This window comes from Pareuzebyella sediminis (assembly GCF_008367235.1).
Lineage (GTDB): Bacteria > Bacteroidota > Bacteroidia > Flavobacteriales > Flavobacteriaceae > Pareuzebyella > Pareuzebyella sediminis.
Map to the genome: position 1 here is coordinate 461,932 of NZ_VTZS01000004.1, position 26,008 is coordinate 487,939.

19 protein-coding genes and 1 tRNA gene are annotated in these 26,008 nt (G+C 41.3%); 10 read left to right on the forward strand and 10 right to left on the reverse strand.

The annotated features are described in order from the left end of the window. Window positions 1–226: 226 nt before the first annotated feature. From F2B13_RS16085 to F2B13_RS16115, 7 genes are all read right to left on the reverse strand, one after another. The gene (locus F2B13_RS16085; protein ID WP_149276808.1) at window positions 227–1,204 is read right to left on the reverse strand and encodes a phosphotriesterase family protein; all 978 of its coding nucleotides are present in this window, start codon (window positions 1,202–1,204) and stop codon (window positions 227–229) included. Continuing rightward, window positions 1,201–2,568, reverse strand: a complete 1,368-nt coding sequence (locus tag F2B13_RS16090) for an FAD-dependent oxidoreductase (protein ID WP_149276809.1) — start codon at window positions 2,566–2,568, stop codon at window positions 1,201–1,203. Before F2B13_RS16090 ends, F2B13_RS16085 begins: the two co-directional genes overlap by 4 nt. Next, window positions 2,565–3,359 carry a sugar isomerase domain-containing protein gene (locus tag F2B13_RS16095; RefSeq protein WP_149276810.1) on the reverse strand — a complete coding sequence of 265 codons (795 nt, stop codon included), beginning with the start codon at window positions 3,357–3,359 and terminating at the stop codon, window positions 2,565–2,567. The genes F2B13_RS16090 and F2B13_RS16095 overlap by 4 nt, the downstream gene beginning before the upstream one ends. Further along, entirely contained in the window at window positions 3,356–4,279 is a 924-nt protein-coding gene (locus F2B13_RS16100) for an ROK family protein (RefSeq protein WP_149276811.1), read from the reverse strand. Before F2B13_RS16100 ends, F2B13_RS16095 begins: the two co-directional genes overlap by 4 nt. A 2-nt stretch (window positions 4,280–4,281) precedes the next feature. Next, window positions 4,282–5,067 (reverse strand): SDR family NAD(P)-dependent oxidoreductase, encoded by a 786-nt coding sequence (locus tag F2B13_RS16105; protein WP_149276812.1) that lies wholly within the window; start codon window positions 5,065–5,067, stop codon window positions 4,282–4,284. A 6-nt stretch (window positions 5,068–5,073) separates the two neighbouring features. Next, the gene (locus F2B13_RS16110) at window positions 5,074–6,273 is read right to left on the reverse strand and encodes a Gfo/Idh/MocA family protein (RefSeq protein ID WP_149304650.1); all 1,200 of its coding nucleotides are present in this window, start codon (window positions 6,271–6,273) and stop codon (window positions 5,074–5,076) included. Between the two features lie 157 nt (window positions 6,274–6,430). Then, on the reverse strand, window positions 6,431–7,360 hold the full coding sequence (locus F2B13_RS16115) for a sugar phosphate isomerase/epimerase family protein (protein WP_149276814.1): 930 nt from the start codon (window positions 7,358–7,360) through the stop codon (window positions 6,431–6,433). 507 nt (window positions 7,361–7,867) lie between these two features. On the opposite strand from F2B13_RS16115, the gene F2B13_RS16120 reads away from it, so the two are divergent. Genes F2B13_RS16120 through F2B13_RS16140 form a run of 5 tightly spaced genes read left to right on the forward strand, consistent with a single transcriptional unit; the run spans window position 7,868 to window position 13,663 of the window. Beyond that, on the forward strand, window positions 7,868–10,945 hold the full coding sequence (locus tag F2B13_RS16120; RefSeq protein WP_149276815.1) for a hypothetical protein: 3,078 nt from the start codon (window positions 7,868–7,870) through the stop codon (window positions 10,943–10,945). Continuing rightward, window positions 10,923–11,864, forward strand: a complete 942-nt coding sequence (locus F2B13_RS16125; protein WP_149276816.1) for a C25 family cysteine peptidase — start codon at window positions 10,923–10,925, stop codon at window positions 11,862–11,864. The genes F2B13_RS16120 and F2B13_RS16125 overlap by 23 nt, the downstream gene beginning before the upstream one ends. After that, window positions 11,861–12,100, forward strand: coding sequence for a phosphopantetheine-binding protein (locus F2B13_RS16130; protein WP_149276817.1), 240 nt, complete (start codon window positions 11,861–11,863; stop codon window positions 12,098–12,100). The genes F2B13_RS16125 and F2B13_RS16130 overlap by 4 nt, the downstream gene beginning before the upstream one ends. Continuing rightward, complete coding sequence (locus F2B13_RS16135; RefSeq protein ID WP_149276818.1) at window positions 12,084–13,232, forward strand: beta-ketoacyl-[acyl-carrier-protein] synthase family protein; 1,149 nt, start codon at window positions 12,084–12,086, stop codon at window positions 13,230–13,232. The genes F2B13_RS16130 and F2B13_RS16135 overlap by 17 nt, the downstream gene beginning before the upstream one ends. Then, on the forward strand, window positions 13,223–13,663 hold the full coding sequence (locus F2B13_RS16140) for a hypothetical protein (RefSeq protein ID WP_149276819.1): 441 nt from the start codon (window positions 13,223–13,225) through the stop codon (window positions 13,661–13,663). The genes F2B13_RS16135 and F2B13_RS16140 overlap by 10 nt, the downstream gene beginning before the upstream one ends. A gap of 156 nt (window positions 13,664–13,819) precedes the next feature. Here the strand turns inward: F2B13_RS16140 and F2B13_RS16145 are convergent. The 3 genes from F2B13_RS16145 to F2B13_RS16155 all read right to left on the reverse strand — a co-directional run bounded on the left by F2B13_RS16145 (window position 13,820) and on the right by F2B13_RS16155 (window position 17,499). Next, a tRNA-Arg gene (locus F2B13_RS16145) sits at window positions 13,820–13,893 on the reverse strand. Between the two features lie 117 nt (window positions 13,894–14,010). Beyond that, window positions 14,011–16,098: a methylmalonyl-CoA mutase gene (scpA, locus tag F2B13_RS16150; protein WP_149304651.1), complete on the reverse strand. Its 2,088-nt coding sequence runs from the start codon at window positions 16,096–16,098 to the stop codon at window positions 14,011–14,013. Between the two features lie 6 nt (window positions 16,099–16,104). Continuing rightward, window positions 16,105–17,499 carry a methylmalonyl-CoA mutase subunit beta gene (locus tag F2B13_RS16155; RefSeq protein WP_149276821.1) on the reverse strand — a complete coding sequence of 465 codons (1,395 nt, stop codon included), beginning with the start codon at window positions 17,497–17,499 and terminating at the stop codon, window positions 16,105–16,107. Window positions 17,500–18,046: 547 nt separating this feature from the next. Here F2B13_RS16155 and gmd point away from each other — a divergent pair. From gmd to F2B13_RS16180, 5 genes are all read left to right on the forward strand, one after another. After that, window positions 18,047–19,159 carry a GDP-mannose 4,6-dehydratase gene (gene gmd / locus F2B13_RS16160; RefSeq protein ID WP_149304652.1) on the forward strand — a complete coding sequence of 371 codons (1,113 nt, stop codon included), beginning with the start codon at window positions 18,047–18,049 and terminating at the stop codon, window positions 19,157–19,159. A gap of 72 nt (window positions 19,160–19,231) precedes the next feature. Further along, a complete protein-coding gene (locus F2B13_RS16165) occupies window positions 19,232–20,326 on the forward strand; it encodes a GDP-L-fucose synthase family protein (RefSeq protein WP_149276823.1) in 1,095 nt (364 codons plus the stop codon). Window positions 20,327–21,073: 747 nt separating this feature from the next. Further along, on the forward strand, window positions 21,074–22,465 hold the full coding sequence (locus F2B13_RS16170; protein ID WP_149276824.1) for an exopolysaccharide biosynthesis polyprenyl glycosylphosphotransferase: 1,392 nt from the start codon (window positions 21,074–21,076) through the stop codon (window positions 22,463–22,465). 175 nt (window positions 22,466–22,640) lie between these two features. Continuing rightward, window positions 22,641–23,468, forward strand: a complete 828-nt coding sequence (locus F2B13_RS16175) for a polysaccharide biosynthesis/export family protein (RefSeq protein ID WP_149276825.1) — start codon at window positions 22,641–22,643, stop codon at window positions 23,466–23,468. Window positions 23,469–23,574: 106 nt separating this feature from the next. Next, window positions 23,575–25,977: a GumC family protein gene (locus F2B13_RS16180; RefSeq protein WP_149304653.1), complete on the forward strand. Its 2,403-nt coding sequence runs from the start codon at window positions 23,575–23,577 to the stop codon at window positions 25,975–25,977. The last annotated feature ends 31 nt before the right edge of the window (window positions 25,978–26,008 follow it).

Here is a 26,008-nt window from a genome sequence, read left to right on the forward strand (position 1 = left end):
AAAGAGCACACTTAAGAAGAAATCGAATACGGTTATAAAGTCCATTTGCCCCCTGATTTTTGTTGGTTGGATATATAGGGCTAATTTATAATAACCATGCCTAAGATTTTATTTCGAAAAGATCTAGTTTTTAAGAATTAGCATCAAGTTTTCAACAACGTTGTTAATAACTCTATGAATTACCTTCAAAAAACCAATAGGAGAGAAACGGACGCTTTTCGTAACATTAATCTGTTATGTGGGCTTCAGACTTGAAAAAGGAGTACAATATACGAGGATTGTCAAAAAATAGATTTTGATAATAATCTTGCAAGCCTTTTGAGGCCAGAAAAGCGGGAATAGTCTCGATAAGGTAGTTTAGGCCGGGTGAACCCCCATAGCTTTTCCAGTAGCTATTTTTAGCCATATCCATCCCTAAAGTGATTTGCGAGGGGTATTGGGGAAGCAATTTTTCCAAGAGCTGTAAGGTATAGTTCGGCCCGTCATTGGGCCACCGAAAGGCACTGTCATACTCTACCCGAACGCCTGTGTCCAATACTTGTTTATTATAAGCAATTTCCTTGGCTCGATCGACGTGGGAAAGTACGACATGTTCGAGGTTCGCCCCCAATTTTTGAAAAAGAAGAGCCTGCTCTACTGCCTGTTTACCATGATTTGTATGCGTCAATATGGGAGCGCCAGTTGCAAGGTGGGCATGGACTACCGCTCTAAAAATCTTCTCCTGATGTTTGGTAATCGGCTCGTCGCCCGTAGCCAACTTTATAAGTCCTGCGCGATGAGGGGTTCTTTGAACAAAGGGCCCTGAATAATCAAATTGATCGATGCCTTCTTGAATATCACTAATGAAGAGGGCTGCGAGTTGGTCTTCGGAATATGCGTAGCGCCAATGGTTTTCGGGATAATAGATTTCCAAGTGTATCCCTGTAGGCACAATTATTTGTACACCACTATTTTGGCTTACTTCTACCGATTTCAACACATTTCGTCCGGCATTGGCAGGCATAGTATCTACTACCGTACGTCCGCCAATAGTATAAAAATTGCTCAGTTCTTCAGAAATGCGGTCTACATCGTTTAATAAAAACTCAGGATGTCTGGCCGTTACATAGCCATCTTCAATAATAATATGCTCATGGGCATAGGTCAGCCCCATTTCTGCTGGAGCTCTGTCTCCTAGGACAGTTCTGAAAAACTGATCCCTCATTGTTTGAAATTATTGGCCCAACCTCGTCTCGAAGTATCGGCAACTTTTTGCGGAAGTTCCAACACGGCGCCCAATTGAATCAAAGCATCTTGTAATTGGTGTATATCGATGTTTTTGGCGCTCTGATCGGTTTCCATTGAAATTATGGCTGCAAGGCCCGCCGCTTGCCCCATACTCATGGTTTGGGCCATGGAACGGCAAGAGGCGTGGGCATCGTGGGTGGCAGAAAAACAACGGCCTACTGCCCAAGTCGTATTCTCATTTTTGGGTACAATAGTACCATATGGTACCCCATAGGCCCCTCCCTTAGGAACATATTCCCAAAAGGTTTCCGATTCGCCGGTGTTTGATTTTCGGTGGTCTTCGATCGGGGCGCCGCATAGGAATATCTGGTCATTGAATTTTTTGGCCGACATGCAGTCTTCTTTGGTCAATCGGTACTCCCCATATACCCTGCGGGTTTCACGAACACCAATTTGATTGGAAAGCCCAATGATTTTGGCATTTTGATATCCGGGTATTTCTGACCTGAAAAAATCTTCGAACACAAAGGCTTGACGGCGCCCCTCGATTTCAGCGTTGGTCATATCGTAAGGGTCAAGGGGATCAAGGTCTACTACTTTTACCGCAACAGTAGAGATACACTTGGGCTGACACATTTCGTGGGCCGATCCCTTTTTTCGCGGTAGGGGATGCGTATCCCGTGCATAAGCCTCCTCCATTTTTTCTTGTAGCATTTTTTTTCCACCTGCAGCTTCGAATTCGTCATTTTCTACATTACACATTCTAAAAGTCGTGGTTAAGCTCTGGGGAGGTTCTTTTTCACCGGCCCGTTCATATGGAATACCGGCCCAGTGACAATAATCGGCATCACCCGACGCATCGATGACTCTTTTGGCCGTTATAGTAAAAAAACCGATGCCTTTATGAAAGAAGACTGCTCTAGTCGTCTCCCCTGTAGTTTCGACTCCGACTAAGGTCGTATGATAAAAGAGCCTTATACCTCGAACTGATAATAAATCGTCCCATACCTGTTTCAATTTTTCAGGATTATAGTTGACTCCTGTACCTGCCCCGTAGGTGTTGGGTCGTAAGAAAATATTTCCTGAACGGTTTAAAAGATTAACTACTTGATCGGGTATGCCGCCAACTATTTTTTTGGGATTTTCAGAGGGAGTAAAAAAGCCGTAGAAAGTATCCAACATTTGGGTAGAGGTGCCTCCTGGAAAACCATAGCGCTCTACTAGGGTTACTTTGTGCTTTCCATGCGATGCGGCTAGGGCAGCGCTAGACCCTGCACTGCCACTACCGATAACCAGAATGTCGGTTTCAAATTGATATGATATGGCCGGATTAAATTTCATCGAGCAGCATTTTGTGGACCTACGTTCTCGTAGAGTTTGGCCATCAAGTGCGCATGCTCGTCATAAGCGGATTCGAAAAGTTCAACGGCTCGCTGCTCCCCGACAATTTTACCGCTACTCAGTACCTTTGGTGATTTTCCGTTGTCGTGCAGAATTTGAGCGATTTCGGCCTTGAGGCAATTGATCAAGAGTACGCCCCCCAGGGTCGATCCAGGCGCAACCGGGGTGTCCAGGCCGTCGAGGTAAATCATGGCATCGCCAAGCGGTGCCCCGGTATCTAAAACATAATCGGCAAAGTCGGTCAGTTTTCTGCCGTCGGATTTTTTGGAGGTGCTACCCTCCGAATGTTTTTTACTCACCAGGGCTACGACCTTAATCTTACGTTTTTGAAATTCTTCGGCCATTTCAATGGGAACGACATTGCATCCGCTGGAAGAAACGACCAAGGCCGAATCCTTTTCGTTGGTATCGAAATTTCTTAAAATTCTTGCTGCCAATCCAGGGACGTTTTCCAAGAACATGGCCTGTCGTTGCCCATTGGCTCCTGTTACCATATTGTGAAAGGAAAGCGATAATTCGACAATGGGGTTAAATCCTGGAAAAGATCCATATCGGGGCCACATTTCTTCCACCATCATACGGCTATGCCCGGATCCGAACATATGCACCATGCGCCCCTCCAGAATAGAGTTGGCAAATAATTGGGCAATTTCCCGAATCAGAGGTTCCTGTTCGGCTATTATGGAAATTATCTGTTTTCCTTTTGCTAAGTATTGTTGCGTTACACTCATGTACAATTGATTTTATTTTTTACAAACAGGGCGGCTCCGATCGCACCTGCGAAACGTCCCAATTCGGCCTGTTTTATTTCAACATTATAGCCTCCCGGCCGCCATTCGTAGTCTGCCATGACTTTTTTTAAAGGACCTAGGAGCGAATCACCTGCCCCTTCCATAATTCCACCACCAAGAACAATACATTCAGGAGCGATGATATTGGTAAGTGAAGCTAGGGCGGCCGCTAGTTTTCGAACTGATCTTAACCACCATTTTCCGGCTTGGACATCTCCGTTTTCATAGGCCTTTACCAATTCACGTACACTATTAAAACGCCCTTCGGTCCGTTCGGAGACAGAAAAATTGCCGAACTCGTATTCCAGGCTTCCGGGCATATTGGTCATGGTAGGCGTTCCAAAACTATTCAGTGTCATATGACCCACATGGCCTGCACGCTGCAGATGGCCTTGATATAGTTCACCATTGATAATAATGCCGCCACCTACGCCCGTTCCCAGGGTTAGCATCAAAAGATGTTTGATACCGGCCGATCGATAAATGAACTCGTATTCGGCAAGACAGGCCGAATGGCCATCATTCACTATCGCGATGGGCTTTCCTATGACTGCAGACCAATCAAATTTTTCGATACCCTTAAGTCGCTCCGGCATGTGCAACACCGTTCTGTTTTGCGCATCTACAAGTCCGGGTGCCGAGATACCGCAGTGTAATGGGTGATGGGAGTCATTGCTATAGTCCTGTGACTTTTCAGTGATGGTTTGAATAATTTTTTTCTTCCAAAGTTCCTTTTCAGTAGCTCGATCTTCGGTAAAAACTTCGTCTTGCTCCACCACCTCGCCGTTATTTTTCAAGATGACCGTTTTTATTTTCGTTCCTCCGATATCGATACCCAAAAAGTAGTTTTCTTTTCCCATATTCAGCGATATTGGCCTTCGCTAAGTGTCCAACCCCCGTCAACAGCCAGTACTTGTCCGGTTATAAATTTGGAATCTGGATGCAAGAACATACATACGGCGCTATTGATGTCTTCCGATGCTCCGGGGCGACCTCCATCCAATGGTTGTTTGGTTTTTAAAAAAGACAGGATCTTCTCATCTGAGGCCGCTCTTTTGGCCATCGGTGTAATAAATAGGCTTGGGGCGATGACGTTTACCCTAATATTGTTAGGTGCATAGTACGAGGCAATAGATTTGGAAAATCCGATAATAGCGGATTTTGCAGCGGCGTAGGCATGGGTGACAAAGTATTTAGGAGAAGGACTAAAGCCAAGAACCGAGCCCATATTCAATATGACCCCATCGGCTTTGTGATTCAAAAAATAATTGATCATGGCCCTGTTGGATAGCATTAGTGAGGTTAGGTTCAATTCAAAGGTTTTGTTCCAGCCCTCAATCGTCATTTTGTCCAAGGGCCCATCTCCCCATTTTCTGCCACTACCTCCCGCCACGTGAAAAAGGCCGGTAATGTTTCCAAAGGTTTCGTGGGCCATTTTGATGGCCGTCTCTATGGTAGTAGGATCTGTAGCATCTCCGCTCAACGAAATGCTGTCCTTTCCCAAGACCTCCTTTGCTTTTTTACAGCTTTTGGAATTTCTGCCGACCACTAAGATATTGGCGCCCTTCTCTTTTAGGGAAATAGCAGCGGCAAGGCCCATTCCAGTGGTGCCTCCCATAATAATAAATGAGGTGTTTTTAAAATCCATTGAAGCTCATTCGGCAACGGTCACCTTTCGTGACATTTGTCCTGTTTCTTTGTGTTTTAAGATGACGGTGACATATCCATTGGGTAATATTTCCTTTTTGATCAAATAATGCGCTTCATCATAAGACTGCCACTGTTTTTGATTTTCGCTAGGATGGTCACCACGCCAGTCCTCTAAAATAACCGGCTCCCAAACCTTACTTTCTGCGGATGCAAAGGCGGCATCGAGTATGGCATTCACCACGTAACCATCATAAAAGGTTTCTAGCGGATCACGATTTTCTTCAATGGCCGAAAACATATCGGTAAACATATGGGGGTACCCCAATTCGTGGGCCTCGTCCCCGACGGGGAAAAGCCAGCCCGTATTCGATTCGGCTTTTTCTGCCACATACCCGTCCCCACCTTTTCCGGTGGTGAACATTTCAAACCCGGTACGTAAAAAACTATTGACCCAAATTGTTCCTTCGGTACCCATCACTTCGTCCCTTAGGTCCATCCCACCCCTGAAGGTCCAACTCACCTCAAACTGACCGATAGCGCCGTTGGCATATTTTACGAGACCAATAGCGTGGTCTTCGGCTTCGATGGGGTGTACTTGGGTATCGGCCCAGCACATGACTTCTAAGGGTTTAATATTTTTTCCTATAAAATTTCGGCTGATTTCAACACAGTGGCAACCCAAGTCGATAATGGCGCCTCCTCCCGACTTTTCCTTATCCCAAAACCAATCGCTATGTGGCCCTGGGTGCGTTTCCCTTGATTTCGCCCATAGCACGCGGCCTATATCGCCCCTTTTTACGCTTTCCATAGATTTCAAAAACTTAGGGGTATAACAAAGGTCTTCCAAATATCCACCAAAAATCCCCGCTTCTTCAACGGCATCGAGCATGCGCTTGGCCTCTTCCGCGGTTCTTCCTAATGGTTTAGTACAAATGACATGTTTTTTGGCCTTTGCACATTCAAGCACGGCAGCTTCGTGTAAATGATTGGGAAGAGATATCAAAACGACATCAACCTCTGGATGAGCAATGGCTTCTTCCATGGAGGTACTATAGTAGGGCAGGCCGTAATCATCTGAAAAACGTTTTGCGTTCGATTCATTTCTTGAGTATACCATAACCACACGGTCTTTTCTTCGTTGTGCGTGCAACGATTCGGCATAAAATCGGGCAATGAAACCAGAGCCCAGCATTGCGATTCTCATGATAAAAAATTTAAGTTTTGTAGCATTGATAAAAATTCATCTAAAGTAGAAAACGACGTTACGATTGGATCATAAGATTTCAGACAGACCTTTATTTACGTTCATTTTACTATATTGTCTTTACTTCCTCAGCGGGTACATTTATATCATCTACGAGCTACCAGCCGAATGTTTGGCGCACGAATGATCTACTCATCTTCCAGTCTTCCCGTAACTCATTTTCGGGTTCAAATTCATTGGGAAATGCAAGTTCAATAGCTGCTTGACCTTTAAAATTTACCGCTTTCAAAGCCTCGGCAATACTTTTGAAATCAGTTGTTCCCTGACCCAAATATTCTGTCCATGTGCCATCGTTATATTGGTCCCTTATATGAAGATAGACTATTTGATCACCATAGGTTTGAATGAAATCTACGGGCTCGACACCGCCTCGTATAAGCCAGTTCAGATCTGGACCTAATTTAAAATCCGGAATCCGGCTTAGTGTACCTTTTAAATCGTGCATGTCATTCTCAACCTCGTACGTATGGTTATGTAAATTTGGAAGTATGCCATGATCTTGGCAGACTTTTCTAATTTGTCCTAAAATATTGGCTTGCGCATCCAATTCCGCCTCTGATTTGGGTTCTTTTTTACTACCAACTGAAATTCCGAAGGTCTTTCCTCCGACTTTGGCCAATCGGGGAACGACCAAATGGATATCTTTCATAATTGATTCGTGCTGTTCCTGGTCCCACATATTAAATCCGACCCCATAGGAAGAACCTGAAACGGGAAGGCCATTTTTTTTAATTAAATCGTTGATTCTTGACACTGAATCCTGATGTCGCAATTGGGCCTCCATAATTTCAACACCTTCAATGCCCGCATAGCGTAAATCTGCAAAAACCGTATCGAGAATAGGAGTACAATCCCAATGCGGGGGGAATTTACTGGCATAGACCCAAAGGTGGGCATTCACGGGAATATTATTTTTATGACTGTCTAGAAACGTATATCTCGATAAGTCCGGGGTCGATAGGACACCACCAAGGCCTAAGCCTGATTTTTTTATAAAACTCCTACGGGTAAGCGATTTATAGTTCATGGTGTTATTTGGATTATCAAATCCATCTTTAAAAGAATATAAAAATAAGAGTTTTAACTTGTACGTACAAGTTGAGTCCGAAGTATTTTTATACTGGGGTATTCTCCTGAGACAAAACCTGTTATTCTAATATACTTTTTCGGGTTACGGCAAAAGATTTAGCCGCGCAACTTTTCGGAAAGAAAGAGCTTTCAATGAACTACATAGAATGCCATAACTGATAGTGTACTTAGTCGATATGAATTCATGCCTGAAATTTGTTTTAGTCAAAAGCGAAATTCCTATGGGTTGAATAGCATGTACTAAACGTTCACTGCCCTATTGTTTCGTCTGGGCGACATCTTTCGAATAACTTATTTTCTATACGATTTATACACTATTTCTTACGAATGGTACAAATCTTCATTTTTTTGAAAGCCTGCTAAATTATCTTTAAAAAGAATACGTCAATCGAAATTCTACAATAGCGGTTTTAGAAGAATTCATTATAACTAAAGATAAACCATCATGGCAAAGAAAAAAACATCCTCGACCAAATCTTCCTCAGGGAAAAAATTATCGAAAAAGCCCACCGCAAAAGAAAATGAAGTCAAGCGTACGAAAAGGACGGATCAGTTAAAAAAGACGAGGTATGTTACTGGTAAGAATGCAATCGTCGATGCCGTGACCAAAGCGTCTTTTCGAAGTAAAAAATCAATTGACGAAGCAATAAAAAAATGTAAATACAAAGCTGTAGAACTTGCGCCTGCAGTAAAATTGATGTTTCGGGAGAGTGAGAACAAAGCCATAAAACTTTCAGAAGCATATGCAAAGAACGTGGGCGACCTAAAGGAACAGCGCGAATTTTTTCAAGGGGTGGCTCAAATGGAAAAAATGGAAAGGGCGGCTGTGATAAAGGGATATCGAAGAGCGAATCAAGGTCGGGGAGTCGTACACGCCATGAGCCAATTGCCTCGTCAACAAACTCGTACCTTAATGCGAGATTTTGTGCTTGACGAAAAGGGCAACAAAGATAAAGAGGGTTTAAAAGACGTACTGCATTGGCTACGGGATGCAGGGGCTCAAATGCGGAAGATTGAAGGTCACGACCCTGTTTTTCCTGATGGTGAAACCGATGATGCGGTAGTCGAATTCTTTGAAGATGTTGCCGATGCTATTGCGGATGCCGTTACGGCAATCGTGGACGGTTTGACCGATATTTTCGAAGATTTAGTGGAAGCCTTCGAAGATGTGATAAATTGGGTTGTGGATGAAATTTCAAACTTGGCCAGGGCACTTTTCGAAGCGGGTAAGCAAATATGGGAAGTGCTCAAAGCGGCGGCCGAATACGGGTATCAAGTCGTTAAAAAATTTGTGGAGGCCATTAATCAAATTGGAAAAACATTGTTCGAAATAATGGAGGATGTTTTTGAGTTCGCCGCAGATATCTTAAAAGACGTACTTAGGGCTATTGATCAATTGGGGGAAATTCTGGCCGATTTGTTGAGTTGGTTAGCCACAAAGACCTATGAATTTATAAAACGTGGCGTTGAGGCATTGATCGAAATCGGTAAGACTATCGGTAACATCTTATGGCAAGCTTTGCAGTTTGGAGCCACTTTAATTCGTAATACGGTTCGTGCGCTTATCGAAATTGGTGAAACTATTGGGTCTATAATGGTTACATTAATTACCCGACCTAGAGATTTGGTTGAAGAAGTTACTCGTGCCTTTCGTGAATTGGGTAACTCATTGGCCGAAATAATTAATGAGACTGCTGCTGCAGCAGCTGATTTTGTCAACGAAGTCGCGCGCGCCGCAGCGCAAATCGGCACTACCTTGGGTGAGTTTGCCGATTTTATAATCGAAACTACGGCCGAACTGGCAACCAAGGTAGTTGACGGTCTGCTCTCCGCAGGAAGAACTTTTGTAGACCTTATTACTACTATTGCCACTAAAAGCGTGGCGGCGATACAAAAAGTGGTTCAAGCTGCTTTTGAATTAGGTAAGACCGTCGTCGGCTTTTTAAAAGACGTCTATGATTTAACTGTCGATTTGTTAGAAAAGACGATAGAGGCAATGTTCGCGATTGGAAGAACAATTCTTGAATTTACGCGGTCGATGATCGAATTTACATATAGGGCCGCCGCGCGCTTGATTGAAGCTGCCATGAATGTAGGTGCTACAATTGCGGAAATGCTGGAGTCTGTGGCCGAAGCGACCTACTTCGTATTCCGAAAAATTGTGAATGGAATACTACAGGCCTTGGGTCCAGTGGGTGATATCTTTGAATGGTTGCTCGATCGCGGAGAAGCTCTTGCTTCCGAATTGTGGAGACAAACCGTTCTGGCTATTCGATTTGTTAAGGAAAGTGTCACGGAAGTCTTGGATTGGGCATTAGAACAGGTCGATGCCGTATTCGATAGAATATTAGAAATTATAGAAGATATAGGAAGTCGTATTTCGGAGGTCATTGATTGGGCCATTTCTGCAGGGGAAACGGCCTTGGAACTTTTGGGAGAGGCCACCGAACGGGTAGGAAACTCAATAAATTATGTCTTGAACTACCTTGAAAACGATTTTATACCAGGTATCCGAAAATTTGTGGAAGGGGTATTGAATGCGGCCGATAGAGTAAGGGAATTGGTATCTTGGATGGCGCAGAAGGCCTTGGAAGTAGTTCGTGAGGTTGTAGCAGGTGCTTTGGCCATCGGTGTGGCTCTCGCAGTACTACTTGTAGAGGTAATGACACAGCCGAACCAGGCCTTGGACAACTTCATTCAAGCCGCACGAGATATTGGTCAAAGCTTAGAAAATATTTATCAGGCCGTCGTGGATGCCGGAGAGGAATTTCTCGATGAGGTTACGCAAACCTTGCTCGATATAGGAGAGAATGTTGTTTCTATGCTAGAAGCCGTGTTTGAAATCTCGACCGGAATTCTGGGTACGGTTATCGCCATCTTATTTGAAACTTTAGGAAGTTACCGTAGCTTGACGGCAGAGGAAATAGCAGACGGTCAGTTTGTATTTGGGAACGCTATCGACTGGGATAATATGGCCATTGCCCAAGAAGGCCCATTGAATGATGTGGTGTTCGGTATTCAGGATTTCTTCAATGATAATCCTGATTCAAGGGCCTTTGTAACCGGTAATCTTATCAATTTTGACGTGGACGATAATTTTAATAGGGGTACTCTGATACATGAGTTGACCCACATATGGCAAAACCAAAACATCGGGCCAGTTTATATGGCTCATTCCATCGCTGCCCAGACCGTGGGGTCAGGTTATAATTATGGTTATAATGAAGGAACTTCAGATATACCCATCAATATCCCAAATGCGTTTTATCAACCTACAGAGGTCGAAGACGCTTCCGGCACAACATTCATAACCACTTCTTTATTAGATGTGTCGCAAGGCTTCTATACGGGCGAAGGCGGGGCCACTGTGCTGAGCAATAACAATACTATTGCCGATTTTAACGAGGAACAGCAAGGTCAAGTTTTAATGCAGTACTTTGTAAGGGCACGTTTACTGGGTGAATCAGGTACGGATATTGAACCATTTCAAAAATACGTGGATGAAGTACAGGCAGCCGCATAAAACGCTCTTACTTTGCGTGCCCACATTTTCTTCTGGCTCTCACCTGGAAGAAAATGTTCTGCACCTAAAGAAGGTCTATGAAAAATTTGTAAAAAGAGTAAATTTGGTAAGATATGGTACCACCTATGCTTTGGAGACTATCAAAATACAACATGTATCGGAAGACGCTATATTAATTTTAGGGAATGCAAGGCGTCACCCGAAAACTGCCTGTAACGCTCCGTTTATTATAAAAGGAAGTAAAAAGATACCTATAGGATGGCTACCGTTTAGAAATGCTGAAGATATTTTAAGGTTTTCCAATACCTTGGAAAGAGTACATAGCCGAGAACAGGATGATTGTGTAGTTGCCCTTTTATCACAAAGACATCCAAGATTTACGAGGTTGGTGCACCGTATGGAGCACATTTTAGATAAAAGGGCAGTTCCCTTACGATGGAGCAGTGATGTTATTCTAAGGGAAGATGTCGTAAACGGTTTGGAAGAGGGGGTAGGCCTAGCCGCTTATTTTGGTCATGGACGCCCCATCGGATGGGTAGGATACTACGGTTTTCGTGCCCATCATTTTACAGAAAATACAAGAGAACCCATAGGTGGATTACTTTCACTATGCTGCAAAACAGCAAGTCGGAAAAACACAAAACTCTCTTTTTGTGAAGAGTTGGTCCTGAACCAAAAATGTGCAGCAACTTTTGGTGCTGTCGATAGCACCTTACATACTGACAACACTCGTTGGTCCGTTGGCCTTTGTAGTGCCTTATTGAAAGGTGCTAGATCTATAGGTGATCTTGTGGTAGAAGCAATGCCGCAAAATAAAACGGCCTTTGCTTCCTATCGACTGATCGGGGATCCTTTGGCCCCTATTTATAGTACTTCAAAGGTTTCGACCCATGTACAACAAATAAAAACATATTCATGAAACAGAACATTCTAACTAATCTACTGCGTCATTTTTCAGAAGTTAAACCGAAGATGAAGATTGAATCGAACGACGATCGTTTTAAAGATGATTTGGGTGTAGACTCCCTCGATATGGCAGAATTTATTGCGAGAGTAGAACAAGACTACCGGATAGAAATTCCTGATAAGGACTGGCCTAAAATTGCTACCATGGGACTTCTTGTTGATTATATCGATCATGCAGCGACAATCTGAATTAATAGCAATTACCGGTATGGGCGTTGTTTGCTCAATCGCCGACACTATTGAGGATTTTTGGCAGGCCTTAATTTCAAAACGATGCGGTATTCGCGAGTGGGAAGATCTAAGGACTTTAAATTTTAAATATACGTACGCACATAGAATCTCTGATGTAGAGTGTGATCCGCTTTGGCGGGGATTCGAACTTGCCAAAAAAACCATTTCACAAGCACTTCAACAAGCAAGTCCCAATTCTAAAAGTCGTATTGGGCTATTTCTCGGAACGACCATGGGTGAGAGTGCAGCATTTGAAGCCATAGCCGAGGGAAACCGAGATATTGCTCCACATGACTATACCGGTGATGGAATTTGCCGGAAACTTCGAAAACATTTTCCTCAAATCATAATGCACCGATGCTTCGCCACGGCATGTGCCGCAGGCAATTATGCGTTAAAAGCGGCACGCCAAGCGTTGATAACCGGGGATATTGATATTGCTATAGCTGGTGGGGTCGATCCCTTTTCCAAAATTGCCATGACAGGTTTTAGTCGGGCTAGGGCCATGTCTCCATCGGGATTGTGTCGCCCTTTCTCTGCTGATAGGGACGGTATGGTATTGGGCGAAGGGGCGGGTTTTTTGGTTTTGGAACGCGTCGAGGGAGCGGCTCCTAGTTCAAGAGTCTTGGCTACCCTTGATGGCTGTGCCTTGACGTGTGATGCCTTTCATCCCACGGCACCTCGACCTGATTCGGCTGGTATTGTTCAATGCTTCTATCAACTTTCGACTTTGACAAGTACTGATTTTAATTCTATCGATTGGGTATGCTCGCATGGTACGGGCACCAAACTCTCCGATACTTCCGAAGCTCGGGCCATTGGCAAAACCTTTCAGGAGAAAATCCCTTGGGTCTCGAGTATAAAGGCCCATATCGGACACACTCTTGGTGCGGCAACAGCCATTGAAGCCATTGTTTGTGTTCTTTCCATTATTAATGAAAAAATACCTCCAACGGTGAATACGGAATCTTCAGATTTAGGACTTGAAATTCCTAGCACCCCCATCTCTCGACCGATCAATAGGGTACTAAACTGTGGCTATGCTTTTGGGGGACTTAATTCCATAACCCAATTTTCGAAATGCAGGTAAATTGGAAGACATACAAAATTACGGGAGAGAACGAAGAGGGTATTGCAGAGTTATTTGCCGAGTATGTTAGGAAAGAACAGCTTCAGTTTCATGGGGTACGAAGTGCCTTATACCTGCTCACCAACGCAGCAGGCAGTGATTCATCGATTAAATTTTGGGGCAATGCCCTAGAGCACAGCCCGCGTTTTGCAAACCCAAATATTTTTCCATGGACCTTGGCCAATGCGACAGCCGGTTATCTGGCTCGCCAATTTTCTATTGAAGGGCCAAACTACACACTGGTCTCCAGTATTTTGGATGTTAATGACATACTGGAAATATACGAGCTGGAGAAAGCAGAACTTCAGCTTGAATCGGCCATGTTGATTGTTTGGGAATGCCAAGAAGAAAACGCATTAACGGTAAATGTGCAATTTGGATACTTTGGATAATGAGTCTTTCCGTTTATCGATCAATTCTGATAAAGAATACTCTTAGAAGGGTAAGACCCTGAGCTTTAAAAAGGGAATGTTTTTGTTAGTTCAAAAAGGGAATAGAATATAAAAGGCCTTAGAACGTATTAGTATCCAAAGCCTTTAAACTATTTGTGATCGCGGAAGGATTCGAACCTTCGACCGTCTGCTTAGAAGGCAGATGCTCTATCCAGCTGAGCTACGCGACCCGTTTTTCAAATGTGCGTGCAAACTTACTAAAAATTCTAGATTCCGTTAAAGTAAAAACAATCAAAGTTTTTGGACCAAAAGGTGGAATGCCCCATCTGTAAATTAATGTTATGATACTATGTCGCATCTATCAGTAATTCAAGGAGTTGAATAGCCGTTTTGGTAAGTTTCGTTCCTGGTCCGAATATCGCGGTAACTCCTTTCTCAAATAAGAATTGGTAATCGTTTTTGGGAATGACCCCTCCAACGATAACCATGATATCTTCCCTACCATAGTCTTTTAGTTTTCTGATAACTTGAGGCACCAGCGTTTTATGCCCTCCTGCCAAAGATGAGATCCCCAGCATATGTACATCATTTTCAATAGCCTGTTTTGCTACCTCGCCAGGCGTCTGAAAGAGGGGGCCTATATCGACGTCAAACCCCATGTCGGCAAAGGCCGTAGCGACTACTTTTGCTCCCCGATCATGGCCGTCCTGACCCATTTTGGCTACTAAAATACGGGGTCTTCGTCCCGCTTTTTCGGCAAAGCGATCTGACAGTTCGCCTGCCCTTGTAAAATCCTCGTCCTTTCCTGCCTCTTTGGAATACACTCCCGATATGGTTTGAATTTTGGCTTGGTGCCTGCCGAAAACGTTTTCCAGGGCACTGCTTATCTCTCCTAAAGTGGCCCTGTGTCTTGCGGCTTCTATTGCTAAAGCTAGTAAATTTTCATCAGCCTTAGTTTTGTATTTTTCAACACTATCAATCTTTTTCTTTGCTGCTAACCTAAGTTTTTCAAGGGACGATGTAACGGCTTTTGAATCTCGATTTTCTTTGATAGTTATCAATTGGTGTATTTGGTGGCTCCTGACCAGATCGTTGTCCACTTCCAGAAGTTGTAGTTCTTCTTCGTTATCCGGAGGGTATTTATTAACACCAATGATGATATCATTTCCACTGTCGATTCTGGCCTGTCTTTTAGCAGCGGCCTCCTCAATACGCATTTTTGGCAGGCCGGCTTCGATGGCCTTCGTCATTCCGCCTAAATTCTCGACTTCTTCGATCAGCTTCCACGAATTATGTATCAGGTCCTCGGTCAATTTTTCTACATAGTGACTACCCGCCCATGGATCGACAGTCTTCGTGATCTTGGTTTCCTCCCTTAAAAATAATTGTGTTTCTCTGGCTATTCGGGCCGAAAAGTCTGAGGGTAGGGCGATCGCCTCATCCAAGGCATTTGTGTGTAAGCTCTGGGTGCCTCCGAATACGGCTGCCATGGCTTCAATACTAGTTCGGGCGACATTGTTGAAAGGGTCTTGTTCCGTTAGGCTCCAGCCGCTTGTCTGGCAATGGGCACGTAAAGACATCGACTTTTCGTTTTGGGGCTTAAACCGTTTGACCAATTTTGCCCAAAGGATGCGACCGGCACGAAGTTTGGCAATTTCTAGGAAATGGTTCATGCCTATTCCCCAAAAAAAGGAAAGTCTCGGTGCAAAACTATCAATGGCAAGCCCCGCCTCAAGGCCGGTTTTAATGTATTCCAATCCATCGGCTAAAGTATATGCGAGTTCAAGTTCTGCAGTTGCGCCAGCTTCGTGCATATGATAGCCCGATATACTGATACTGTTGAATTTTGGCATGTTTTGACTTGTAAACCTGAAAATCTCGGAAACAAGCAACATCGAAGGTCTTGGAGGATAGATATAGGTGTTGCGCACCATAAATTCTTTTAAAATGTCATTTTGAATGGTGCCTGAAAGCTGTTCCATGGAGACTCCCTGTTCTTGTGCAGCCACAATATAAAAAGCCATGGTCGGTAGTACCGCGCCGTTCATGGTCATCGAAACCGATATTTCGTCGAGGGGTATTCCCTCAAACAGTATTTTCATATCCTCTACGGTATCTACGGCTACACCAGCCTTGCCCACATCCCCGACGACGCGAGTGTGGTCACTGTCATACCCTCTATGGGTAGGTAAATCGAATGCTACAGAAAGCCCTTTTTGACCCGCTTTTAAATTTCTGCGATAAAAAGCATTACTCTCTTTAGCGGTAGAAAATCCGGCATACTGTCGTATGGTCCATGGCTTTTGAACGTACATGGTAGAATAGGGACCCCTTAAAAATGGGGGTATGCCGGCAGCAAAATCCTCGTGCTGAAATTTTTTCCGTTCAACTGGGCTATTTCGGTGGAGTGCTATGTGGTTGAGGTTTTTTCGCATCGTATATTACTTACCTTTCCAACCTTCTTGAAAGAGTCTCTCCTTTTCGTATTTTTCGGCCAGTCGCTTTGCCACGATAGGTTCGATTTTAGTCTTGGTATTCTTTATTTTGACAAAAGGATAAATATCAAGATCATTCTGCATTTTGTCTTCCGTGAACTGATAGCTATTTGTACCTATGAGTACTTCGGTCTTGTCATCAAAACGACCTTGCTCTTTTGCGGCATTTTCTCGTATTTTCCGTTGCAGGGTTCCATGTTTCAGTTGATTCAGAAAGCCTCCTTTGGCCTCAATTTGCTTAAAAAGTGAAAGTGCCTTTTCTGCCAGTTGTTCCGTAAGATTCTCGATATAGTAAGAACCCTCTGCGGGGTTTTCTATTTTATCGAAATAACTTTCGTGCTTTAAAACCAGCAGTTGATTTCTGGCCAAACGTTCGGAGAAATCATTGGTCTTGTGAAAATGCGCGTCATAGGCCAAATTACATATGGTGTCCGCCCCTCCAAGAATTGCCGACATACATTCAGCTGTCGAACGCAGTTGATTGACATTATAGGCATAGAGGGTCTTATTTCGACTTGAGGGAAAAGCTATGATATGGCAATCTATGGAAGACCCATATTCAGTGGCTAAGGTTTTATACAGCCAACGCAAAGCCCTTATTTTGGCGATTTCGAAGAAGTAGTTGCTGCCCATCGATACCTTGAAGACCATATTTTTTAGTATTTCGCCACTAAATTCATTTAGGTATTCATTCACATGGGCAAGCGAATAGGCCAGTTGTTGAACTATGTTTGCCCCGGCACTCTGATACAGTCCTTGATTAATACTGAGTACATTGTCGATTTTCTTTTCACTACAAAAAACCAAAATTTCTCTAAGTGTTTTTTGATCAAGATCTCGGTTCGAAAACCAATTTCCGTTTTGGGCGTAATGACCGATGGTATCGATGTTTAAAAAAAACTTGGTTCGATGTTCACCAAAAAAGAGAACCAAATTTTTTACAAAGGGTAAGGAGAGAAATTTTAAATTGAAATGTATGGTAACGCCACCCAAGTCGATTTTAGCTAATAACTGCTCAATATTGGTCTTTTCAGAGGGGATTATAAAAATTAGGCTTTCTACTCCTTGCTGCAAGAGAAGGTGTGCCCTTCTGTTTGATTCTTTGGCGTGTGCCACAAAAATTTCTTGTCCAATATACCACGATTCAGGATGGTGAATTATCGAGTTTTTGTCGTCTCCTAGGTCATCGGAATGATAAAAGGGCTTTACCTTTATGCCTTCGGGAGATTCCCAAACTAGTTTTTCGTTGTAGTCGGAACCTTTAAGGTCGTATTGAATTTTTTGCTTCCAGGCTTTGGCCGAAACTTTAGTGAATTCATCGAATAACGACTTTTTTTGCATCTCGTACGCTTTTCTATAAATATAAAGGTAATGTGTTTAGATTTGGGGCAAGTCTAAAATCCAATGATTTATATTTAGATATAAAATTCAATATTCTCCCCGAAGTGCGAACTCTGTTTTTATGTGCTTCAACGTCTAGAATTTCACTATTAGTTTTTCGGATTAGTCAAATTATCTGGGGATAAAAATATAATAATAAGTTCGAGATATTTTACGAATCGAATAATGGTAAAAAGTAAATTTTCGAAATTCGCAAAACTCTTAAATGTAATTACAAAATGACCTATATTCCTTTTATTATGAATCTAAATATCCTTTACTTGGACTTCTGTTGTGTAAGTTTTTGAATAAGCTTATTAAGAGTTTAAAAACCTATCTTTGATGTTTTTCGCGTAACAAATACCTGATTTTGGTGATAGTATGGCGGTGGAAGAATCAAATTTTACACAACCCAGATTGATAAGGTGTAGTCATTTTATCATGTTACTGAAATAATTCAAGTTTTAAATTTAAGAATATAAAATAAGTTCAATTTATATATCACCGTATGAAAGTAGCATTCATTACAGGAGTCACAGGGCAAGATGGAGCCTATCTAAGTGAATTTTTATTGAAAAAAGGATATCGCGTTCACGGCCTTAAAAGGAGGGCTTCTCTTTTTAATACTGACCGAATCGACCATCTCTACCAAGACCCTCACGTCGAGGATCGAAATTTTATTCTTCACTACGGTGATATGACGGACAGCACAAATCTGATTCGTTTGATTCAAGAAATCAAGCCTGATGAAATATATAATTTGGCAGCAATGAGTCATGTGCAAGTTTCTTTCGAAACACCGGAATACACGGGAAATGCCGATGGATTGGGAACTCTTCGAATACTTGATGCCGTTCGCCTTTTGGGGCTTGAGAAAAAAACCCGAATCTATCAAGCTTCGACCTCGGAGTTATATGGTAAGGTACAGGAAGTTCCCCAATCGGAAACCACGCCTTTCTATCCCCGGAGTCCTTATGCGGTTGCAAAGATGTACGCCTATTGGATTACGGTAAATTACAGGGAGGCCTACGATATGTTTGCTTGCAATGGAATTCTTTTTAATCATGAATCTCCAATAAGAGGTGAGACTTTTGTAACCCGTAAAATTACTAGGGCCGCATGCCGTATCGCATTGGGTCTTCAGGACAAGTTATATCTAGGAAATCTCGACGCACAGAGAGACTGGGGCCACGCAAAAGATTATGTCCGAATGATGTGGATGATATTACAAGCCGATGAACCCGAAGATTGGGTGATTGCCACCGGAAAGACCACGGCTGTTCGTGAGTTTGTTCGTATGGCCTTTGGCGAGTTAGGTATAGAATTGGAATTCTCTGGCAAAGGGGTGGACGAAAAGGCTTATGTGAAATCATGTAGCAACCCAGAATTACAATTGGAGAAAGGAAAAGAAGTGTTATCTGTCGATCCAAAATATTTCAGGCCTACGGAAGTCGAACTTTTGATCGGGGATGCTTCAAAGGCCAATAACAAATTGGGATGGATTCCCAAGTATGAATTGGCCGACCTCGTAAAGGATATGGTTGAAGGTGACCTTGCATTGATGAAAAAAGATCAACATTTGCAAAAAGCGGGCTACAAGACTTTAAATTATTTTGAATAGCCATTTTGGCCTAGGCCTATGGAACTAATACAGTTCTAAATATTTTAAAATTTAGGATTTCCCAAAGTGTTTATGGACAAAAAAGCAAAAATTTATATAGCTGGCCACCGGGGTCTCGTTGGTAGTGCGATACTCAAAAGTTTGACGGAAAAGGGATATGATAATATCGTTTGCCGTACGCACAAGGAGTTGGATTTAACTGACGATGTGGCCGTAGCCGCTTTCTTTGATAAGGAGAAGCCTGAATACGTGTTTCTGGCAGCAGCCAAAGTAGGTGGCATTATGGCGAACTTCACATATCGGGCTGATTTCATCTATGATAATTTGAGAATTCAGAATAATGTGATTCATCATAGCTATCTCTCGGGGGTCAAAAAGCTATTGTTTTTGGGCAGTACCTGTATCTACCCTAAGAATTGCCCGCAACCTATGAAGGAAGAGTATCTGCTGACCGATGTGTTGGAGTATACCAATGAGCCTTATGCTATTGCAAAAATAGCAGGTATAAAAATGTGTGAGAGTTATAACCTTCAGTACGGGACTAATTTTTTGTCTGTAATGCCTACGAATCTTTACGGCCCCAACGATAATTTCGATTTGGAAAAATCACATGTCCTACCGGCGCTGATACGAAAAATGCATTTAGGAAAAGCTCTTGAAAGTAAAAATTGGAGAACCATTCGTGAAGATTTAGATCGTTTGCCGATTGAGGGTATTGATGGTACCGCATCCGATGACGCCCTGATTGCAATTCTTGAAAAATACGGTGTCTCTATTCAAGGCGATACGGTGAATATAGAGATTTGGGGAAGTGGTAGGCCTATGCGCGAGTTTTTGTGGAGCGAGGATATGGCAGACGCCTGCGTTTTTATTATGGAAAATCGGGACTTCGACGACTGTTATGATACTTCTACCAAAGAAATTAGAAACACCCATATCAACATAGGGACAGGAAAGGACATTTCAATTAAGGAGCTCTCCGAGTTGATTAAAGAATCCATTGGTTTTACAGGTAATCTTTATTTCAATACGGAAAAACCGGATGGTACTATGAAAAAGCTGACCGATGTTACAAAGTTGCATGATTTGGGTTGGGAGCACAAGGTGGAGCTCGAAGCTGGAGTGAAGAAAATATATGGTTGGTATACAAAAAATGAAAGGGCTTGATCAAGCCCTTTCATTTTTTGCGGTGATTGCTATTACTTCGTGTTTCATTGCGATTGATTCTAATATTTTAGAATCCTCTTGGCGTCGTTGAACTCTTTAAATGAGATTAATAGAAGTTCATTAGACCGATGTACCAATTCTCAAAAAAGTTGAGAAATTTTCTACTAAAAAAATTTTTTATACCCCAAAGCCCGTAAGGCATGTTCTTGGTGTCCGGCATTTGATTTTAAGGTCGAATACTTCTCTCAGGTTTACCTTATATTCTCAGGTTTTGCCCTTTAAATGGATAGATTTGGCATAAATTATTACATTTTTTCTTAAATTTTTAGAGCTGTTCTAACCTAAAATTTAATTCACGTGTTGTACACACGATATTTAGGTCTTTTATCTAGTATTTTACTTTAAACGCAGACATACTTTTATCTTCGCAATAAGATAAAGTCTAATCAAATTTATTGGAGTGAAAGAATAGAAATAAATAATGAAATCGATGGTCATGTTAGGCCGTTTCGAACTTAACCCTCCCCCACGGTTTGAGATAAATTTTTGAACCTATTGCTACATATCCCCTAATTTTTTAAGCAAGAAATTATCAATTTTATAAAACTATTCTTATTTCCCTTTAACAGGGGCTAATACGTTTAAAATTAATGATTTGATACATATCTTTGATTGACCTAAAGACTAAAATGCCGTTTTGAAAAAGATGTTGTTTTATTCGAAAAATAACCAACTAATATTTTAATAATGAATTCAAAAAATAGATTCGTCCTCATCAATTTGCTGGCTTTTGAATTTATATTGTTGAACTTGGTACTGTTCATGTATCTTTTCTTTGTTCTTCCTGATTTTTCAATTACCGATGCCGAATTTGTTCGTAGGGTATTGGTGCTTACGGTAATTTACAATTTGAGTTGGCTTTTTATTGTACTTTATATTAGAGGGGAAGATTTTTATTTTAACCCTAATCACGGTTATGTAAGAAGTACCATGACTTCGCTATTTTTCTTTGTAGGCTTCGTTATGACCCTTGTTATACTTTTAAAGATCAGTTACTTTAATCGTTCAACATTTATAGGTCCGATTTTCATTTTTGCCTATTTAAATTTTATTAGTCACCAATACCTTTTAAAATATCTTAGGAGAAAGGGGGCTCATCTTTTTTCAAATACCCTTTTAATAGGTTCTGGGCATAAGAGTACCGACTTGATTAATTTTGTTGGCGCTATGACGCAATATGGGTATAATACTATTGGGTATTTAGAAGATGGCAAAAAAACTGTAAAAGGGGTTTCGGAGTTGAGAATTTTCGAGGATTTAAAGCAACTACCAAAAGTTTTAGGGACGCAATCCATTGACGAAATTTTTATCGATACCTGCGAATTAGATCGAGAGAAGGTTGAAGAATCCATAAAGATAGCAGATAGTTTTGGAGTGAGGGTGCAATTAATTCCGGAAAACCCATTGCTTCTTTCCAAAAACTATAAAGCTGTTGCCATAGGGGATTTAGCAGTTTTTAAGCTACGTCAATCCCCATTAGACCATTTCGGAAAAACCATTTTTAAGCGTCTTTTTGATTTCTGTTTTGCCTTATTTGTATTAGTGCTTTGTTCGCCGATTTTCTTACTTATAGCCTTGTTGATTTACCTTGATTCCGGCGGTCCAATATTTTATGCTCCTTACAGAAAGGGTGAAGCGGGACATACCTTTAAGTGTTATAAGTTCAGGACGATGTCGGTTATGGAAGACCCTATGAATGGAACTAAGTCGACCGTGATTAACGATCCGCGAATAACACGTGTGGGGAAGGTCCTGAGAAAGGCCGATTTGGACGAGTTGCCACAATTTTTCAACGTTTTAAAAGGGGAAATGAGTGTCATAGGTCCTAGGCCCCATAGAATTAAGCTGCAAGATGATTTTAGAAAAAGTGTGAACAACTATATGGTTAGAAGTTATATTAAGCCAGGGATCACGGGCTGGGCGCAGGTAAATGGTTGGCGCGGGCCCACAGTGACCGATGAACAAAAAAACGAGCGCATCCACCACGATTTATGGTATATCGAAAACTGGAGCTTTTGGTTGGATATGAAAATAATCTTTCTAACACTCTTCGGAAGCCATCATAAGAAAGCGTTTTAGGCTCTAAATAAAATTATTACAGCATACAAAATTAAGGAGAATCTAAGATTGGGATGTTGTTGTTGCCGGGTCTTTCAAATCAGGTAATTTATGAGAGAAAATATTTGGACAAATAAAAAGTTATAGAAGACGATATAGTCGAAGAAAAGAATACCTATTACTTAATTAGAGTAAAATGAGAACTTCCCCCGTGTTTAATTTGAAATGCATATTGAAATTGTTTTGTGAAACTTTGTCCAAATGGAAATGGAACAAACTCTTTCCGTTATTGTTGGCCGTTTTGTCTATGTCATCTTGCTACAACGCAAAAAATATTAACTACTTGCAAGGCAAGTATAGCGACCTTAGTTTACCCCTTCAGAAAGCCAAATATACCGTTCAACCCAACGACTTGTTGAGCATTAAAATTCAGAGCAGGGATCCTGATCAGGCCGCCTATTTTAATACTACGTCAACCGAAAATAGAACTTCCCAAGCCAACCCGGCATCTTTATTTCTCACTGGGTACACGGTAGATAGCGAAGGAATGATTAACCTGGCTATTGTGGGTAAACTTAAGGTTAGCGGATTGACAATTGAAGAAATCACAAATTTGATTCAATTTGAAGTCGACGAATACCTATTAAATTCTATCGTGTCGGTAAAACTAACAAACTTTACTGTTTCTGTATTGGGTGATGTGCGAAACCCGGGTACAAATTATATTTATAACGCACAGGTGAACATTTTTCAGGCCTTGAGTGCTGCCGGAGACTTAAACCTCTCGGCAAAGCGTAAAACCGTAAAGTTGATTAGGCAAAAGGGTGACGAGTCTATAGTTACGACCTTAGATCTTACAGATCCCACTATAATCGAGTCGCCTTATTATTTCTTGCAACCTAACGATGTCATCTATGTTGATACCGCAAGACCTAAGGTTTCTCAAAGTAATTTAGGCGTATTTGCACTAGTTCTATCAGCGATATCGACCACGGTTTTAGTATTAAATTTCACTACAAATTAAAGGATGCTATTTTAAATTTTTTTAAAAATGAGGTAGGAGAAATAATTGTAAGCCAAGTCTTTAAATTAGATTACATGTTCGGAACATGGAAATTATATTTTAATAAATGAACGAAAAAAAAGTGAAACATATTAATGCTCATCAAGAGATTAATTTGAAAATGGTTTTACGGAAAGTATATAATTACAAAATTCTTTTCGTTTCCTGTATAGTTATATCTCTTTTAATAGCCTTGGCCTATATTTTTCTCGCGACCAAACAATATGAGGCAGCAACTTCGGTGTTGATAGATTCTTCCGGAAGAAATCGAGCTTTGGGCGAAAGTAAGTACGTTGAAGGTGGGGTTGGCCTAATTGAAATGGAAAAAAACCTGTACAACGAAATCGCCATAATTAAGTCGTTTAGTGTGATTGGTAAAACAGTAAAAGATTTAGATTTTGATGTTTCATATTACACTAAAGGTCTCTTAAAGGAGAAGGAACACTACGGTTATTTTCCTTTCGAGGTTGTTTTGGACAAGAGTAAGTCTCAGCTCTATGGAATACCGATCAAGGTGAAAATTCTTTCTGAGAATAGATATGAATTATACATATCGGGAAGCGATTTTGTTGTTTCCAACTCTTCGAATAACTCAAGATTTGAGGTATCCAGAGATTTTGAATTTTCAAAGGCTTATGATTTTGGTGAAGAGGTAACCCATGATTATTTCAACTTCGTAATCAAAAAGCCCGATTATAATGTGAATGCCGAAGATTTTAAAGATGACCTTTTATTCGTCGTTCAAGATTTAGATGCAGTGACCAATAACTATACTGGGAAATTGGAAGTTGCAAATATTGATCTTCAGGCAAGTATTATTAAAATAACTTCTTCAGGCCCGGTAGTCAAGAAGGAAATCGACTTTCTTCAAAAACTGACACAAAACTATATTGAAGATAAAATGGCCGCTAGAAATCAAATAGCTTCAGGAAAAGAAACCTTTATTCGAAATCAACTCAAGGTAGTTTCAGATTCCCTTGCAAATGTTGAATTGAAATTGGAATCTTTCAAAAGGAACAAAAGGGCGGTTAACTTAGGAGCGACTGCAATGAATGCTCTGGGACAAACACAAAATTTACAAACGGAAAAGGCTAAAATTGAATTGGATATCAAGTACTATAATTCCTTGATTCAAGAGATTAAAAGCAATCAGAACTCCGATGAATTCATAGTACCTACAGCGGTTGGTATTGAAGATCAGTCTATCAACGATAACATTAAAGAGCTCAAAAGATTGTATGCCGAAAGGTCTAAAAAGAAGTTTTTTGTGACTAGTAATAATGAGGAGATGAGCATTCTGAACAAGCAAATAGACGAATCAACCGAATTGTTATTGAACAATTTGAGAAGTGCCATTAAATCATCGGAATTTTCACTGAGTCGCGTTTCATCTCAGTTGTCAAATTATAATGGTGTAATTAGTAATTTGCCGACCAATGAGAATCAATTACTTAGTATAGAAAGACAAAGTACTTTGTATGAAAATCTTTTCAATTACTTGAGTCAAGAATTGGCGAAGGCAGGTATAGCAAGGTCTGAGAGCACAACGGACACTAGGGTGCTGGATGAGGCAAGAATGGTAGGTAATGGGCCGGTATCGCCTAAACGAAATCTTATTTTAGGCGTTGCTCTTGTTTTTGGCATGATGTTACCTTTGGCCTGGGTCGTCTTGTTTTCGACCAACGATACCATTGAAAATATTGACCAAATTACCCAAAATACAGACATTCCCGTAATTGCCAGCATCGTACATCATGATAGCAAATCGAAAATTCCGAAGTCGGATATCTCCCTTTGGAAATTAAAGGAATCGTTTAGAGATCTGGTAACCAATATGAAGTTGGTAAATGCTGTAGATAGGGGCGTTATAGGCATTACATCTATTATGCCCGAAGAAGGTAAGACTTTTAGTGCGATAAATTTAGGGATCACTTTTGCAGAGGCCGGAAAAAAAACCTTGATCATTGATACCGATCTTAGAAATCCTAGCTTGGTAAAGGGTATTCGAAAAGTAGAGGGAAAAGGGCTCTCTAATTATTTGGAGAGCGATGCTGTTTCATTAAATGATATTATTTATCCGCATGAAAAGCTCGAAAACCTGAAATTTATTCCTACTTCAGTAACTGATGGCAATGTTCATGAGTTACTTTCTGGCGCTAAAATGAAATCCATTGTTCTAAATCTGAAAGAAGATTTCGATTATATTATTATAGATACTCCTGCGGTAGGGCTTGTTTCCGATTTTTTAATTCTATGGGATCTTATTGATATCAATCTTTTCGTGGTCCGAAGGAAAATAGCCAAAATCAAATTCCTAGAAGACTTTGAAAAGCTGATACCGCGTGGTAAAAGGAAAAAAAGCTTCATTGTTTTCAATGGTGCCCTAAAAAAATATCATAAATATGGGTATAGGGCAAAATATGGTGAAAATAAAGAAATTCAATTGGTCAATGAATCACTATCCGTATAAAGAGGACAAATCGTCGTTTTATCGTTTACGA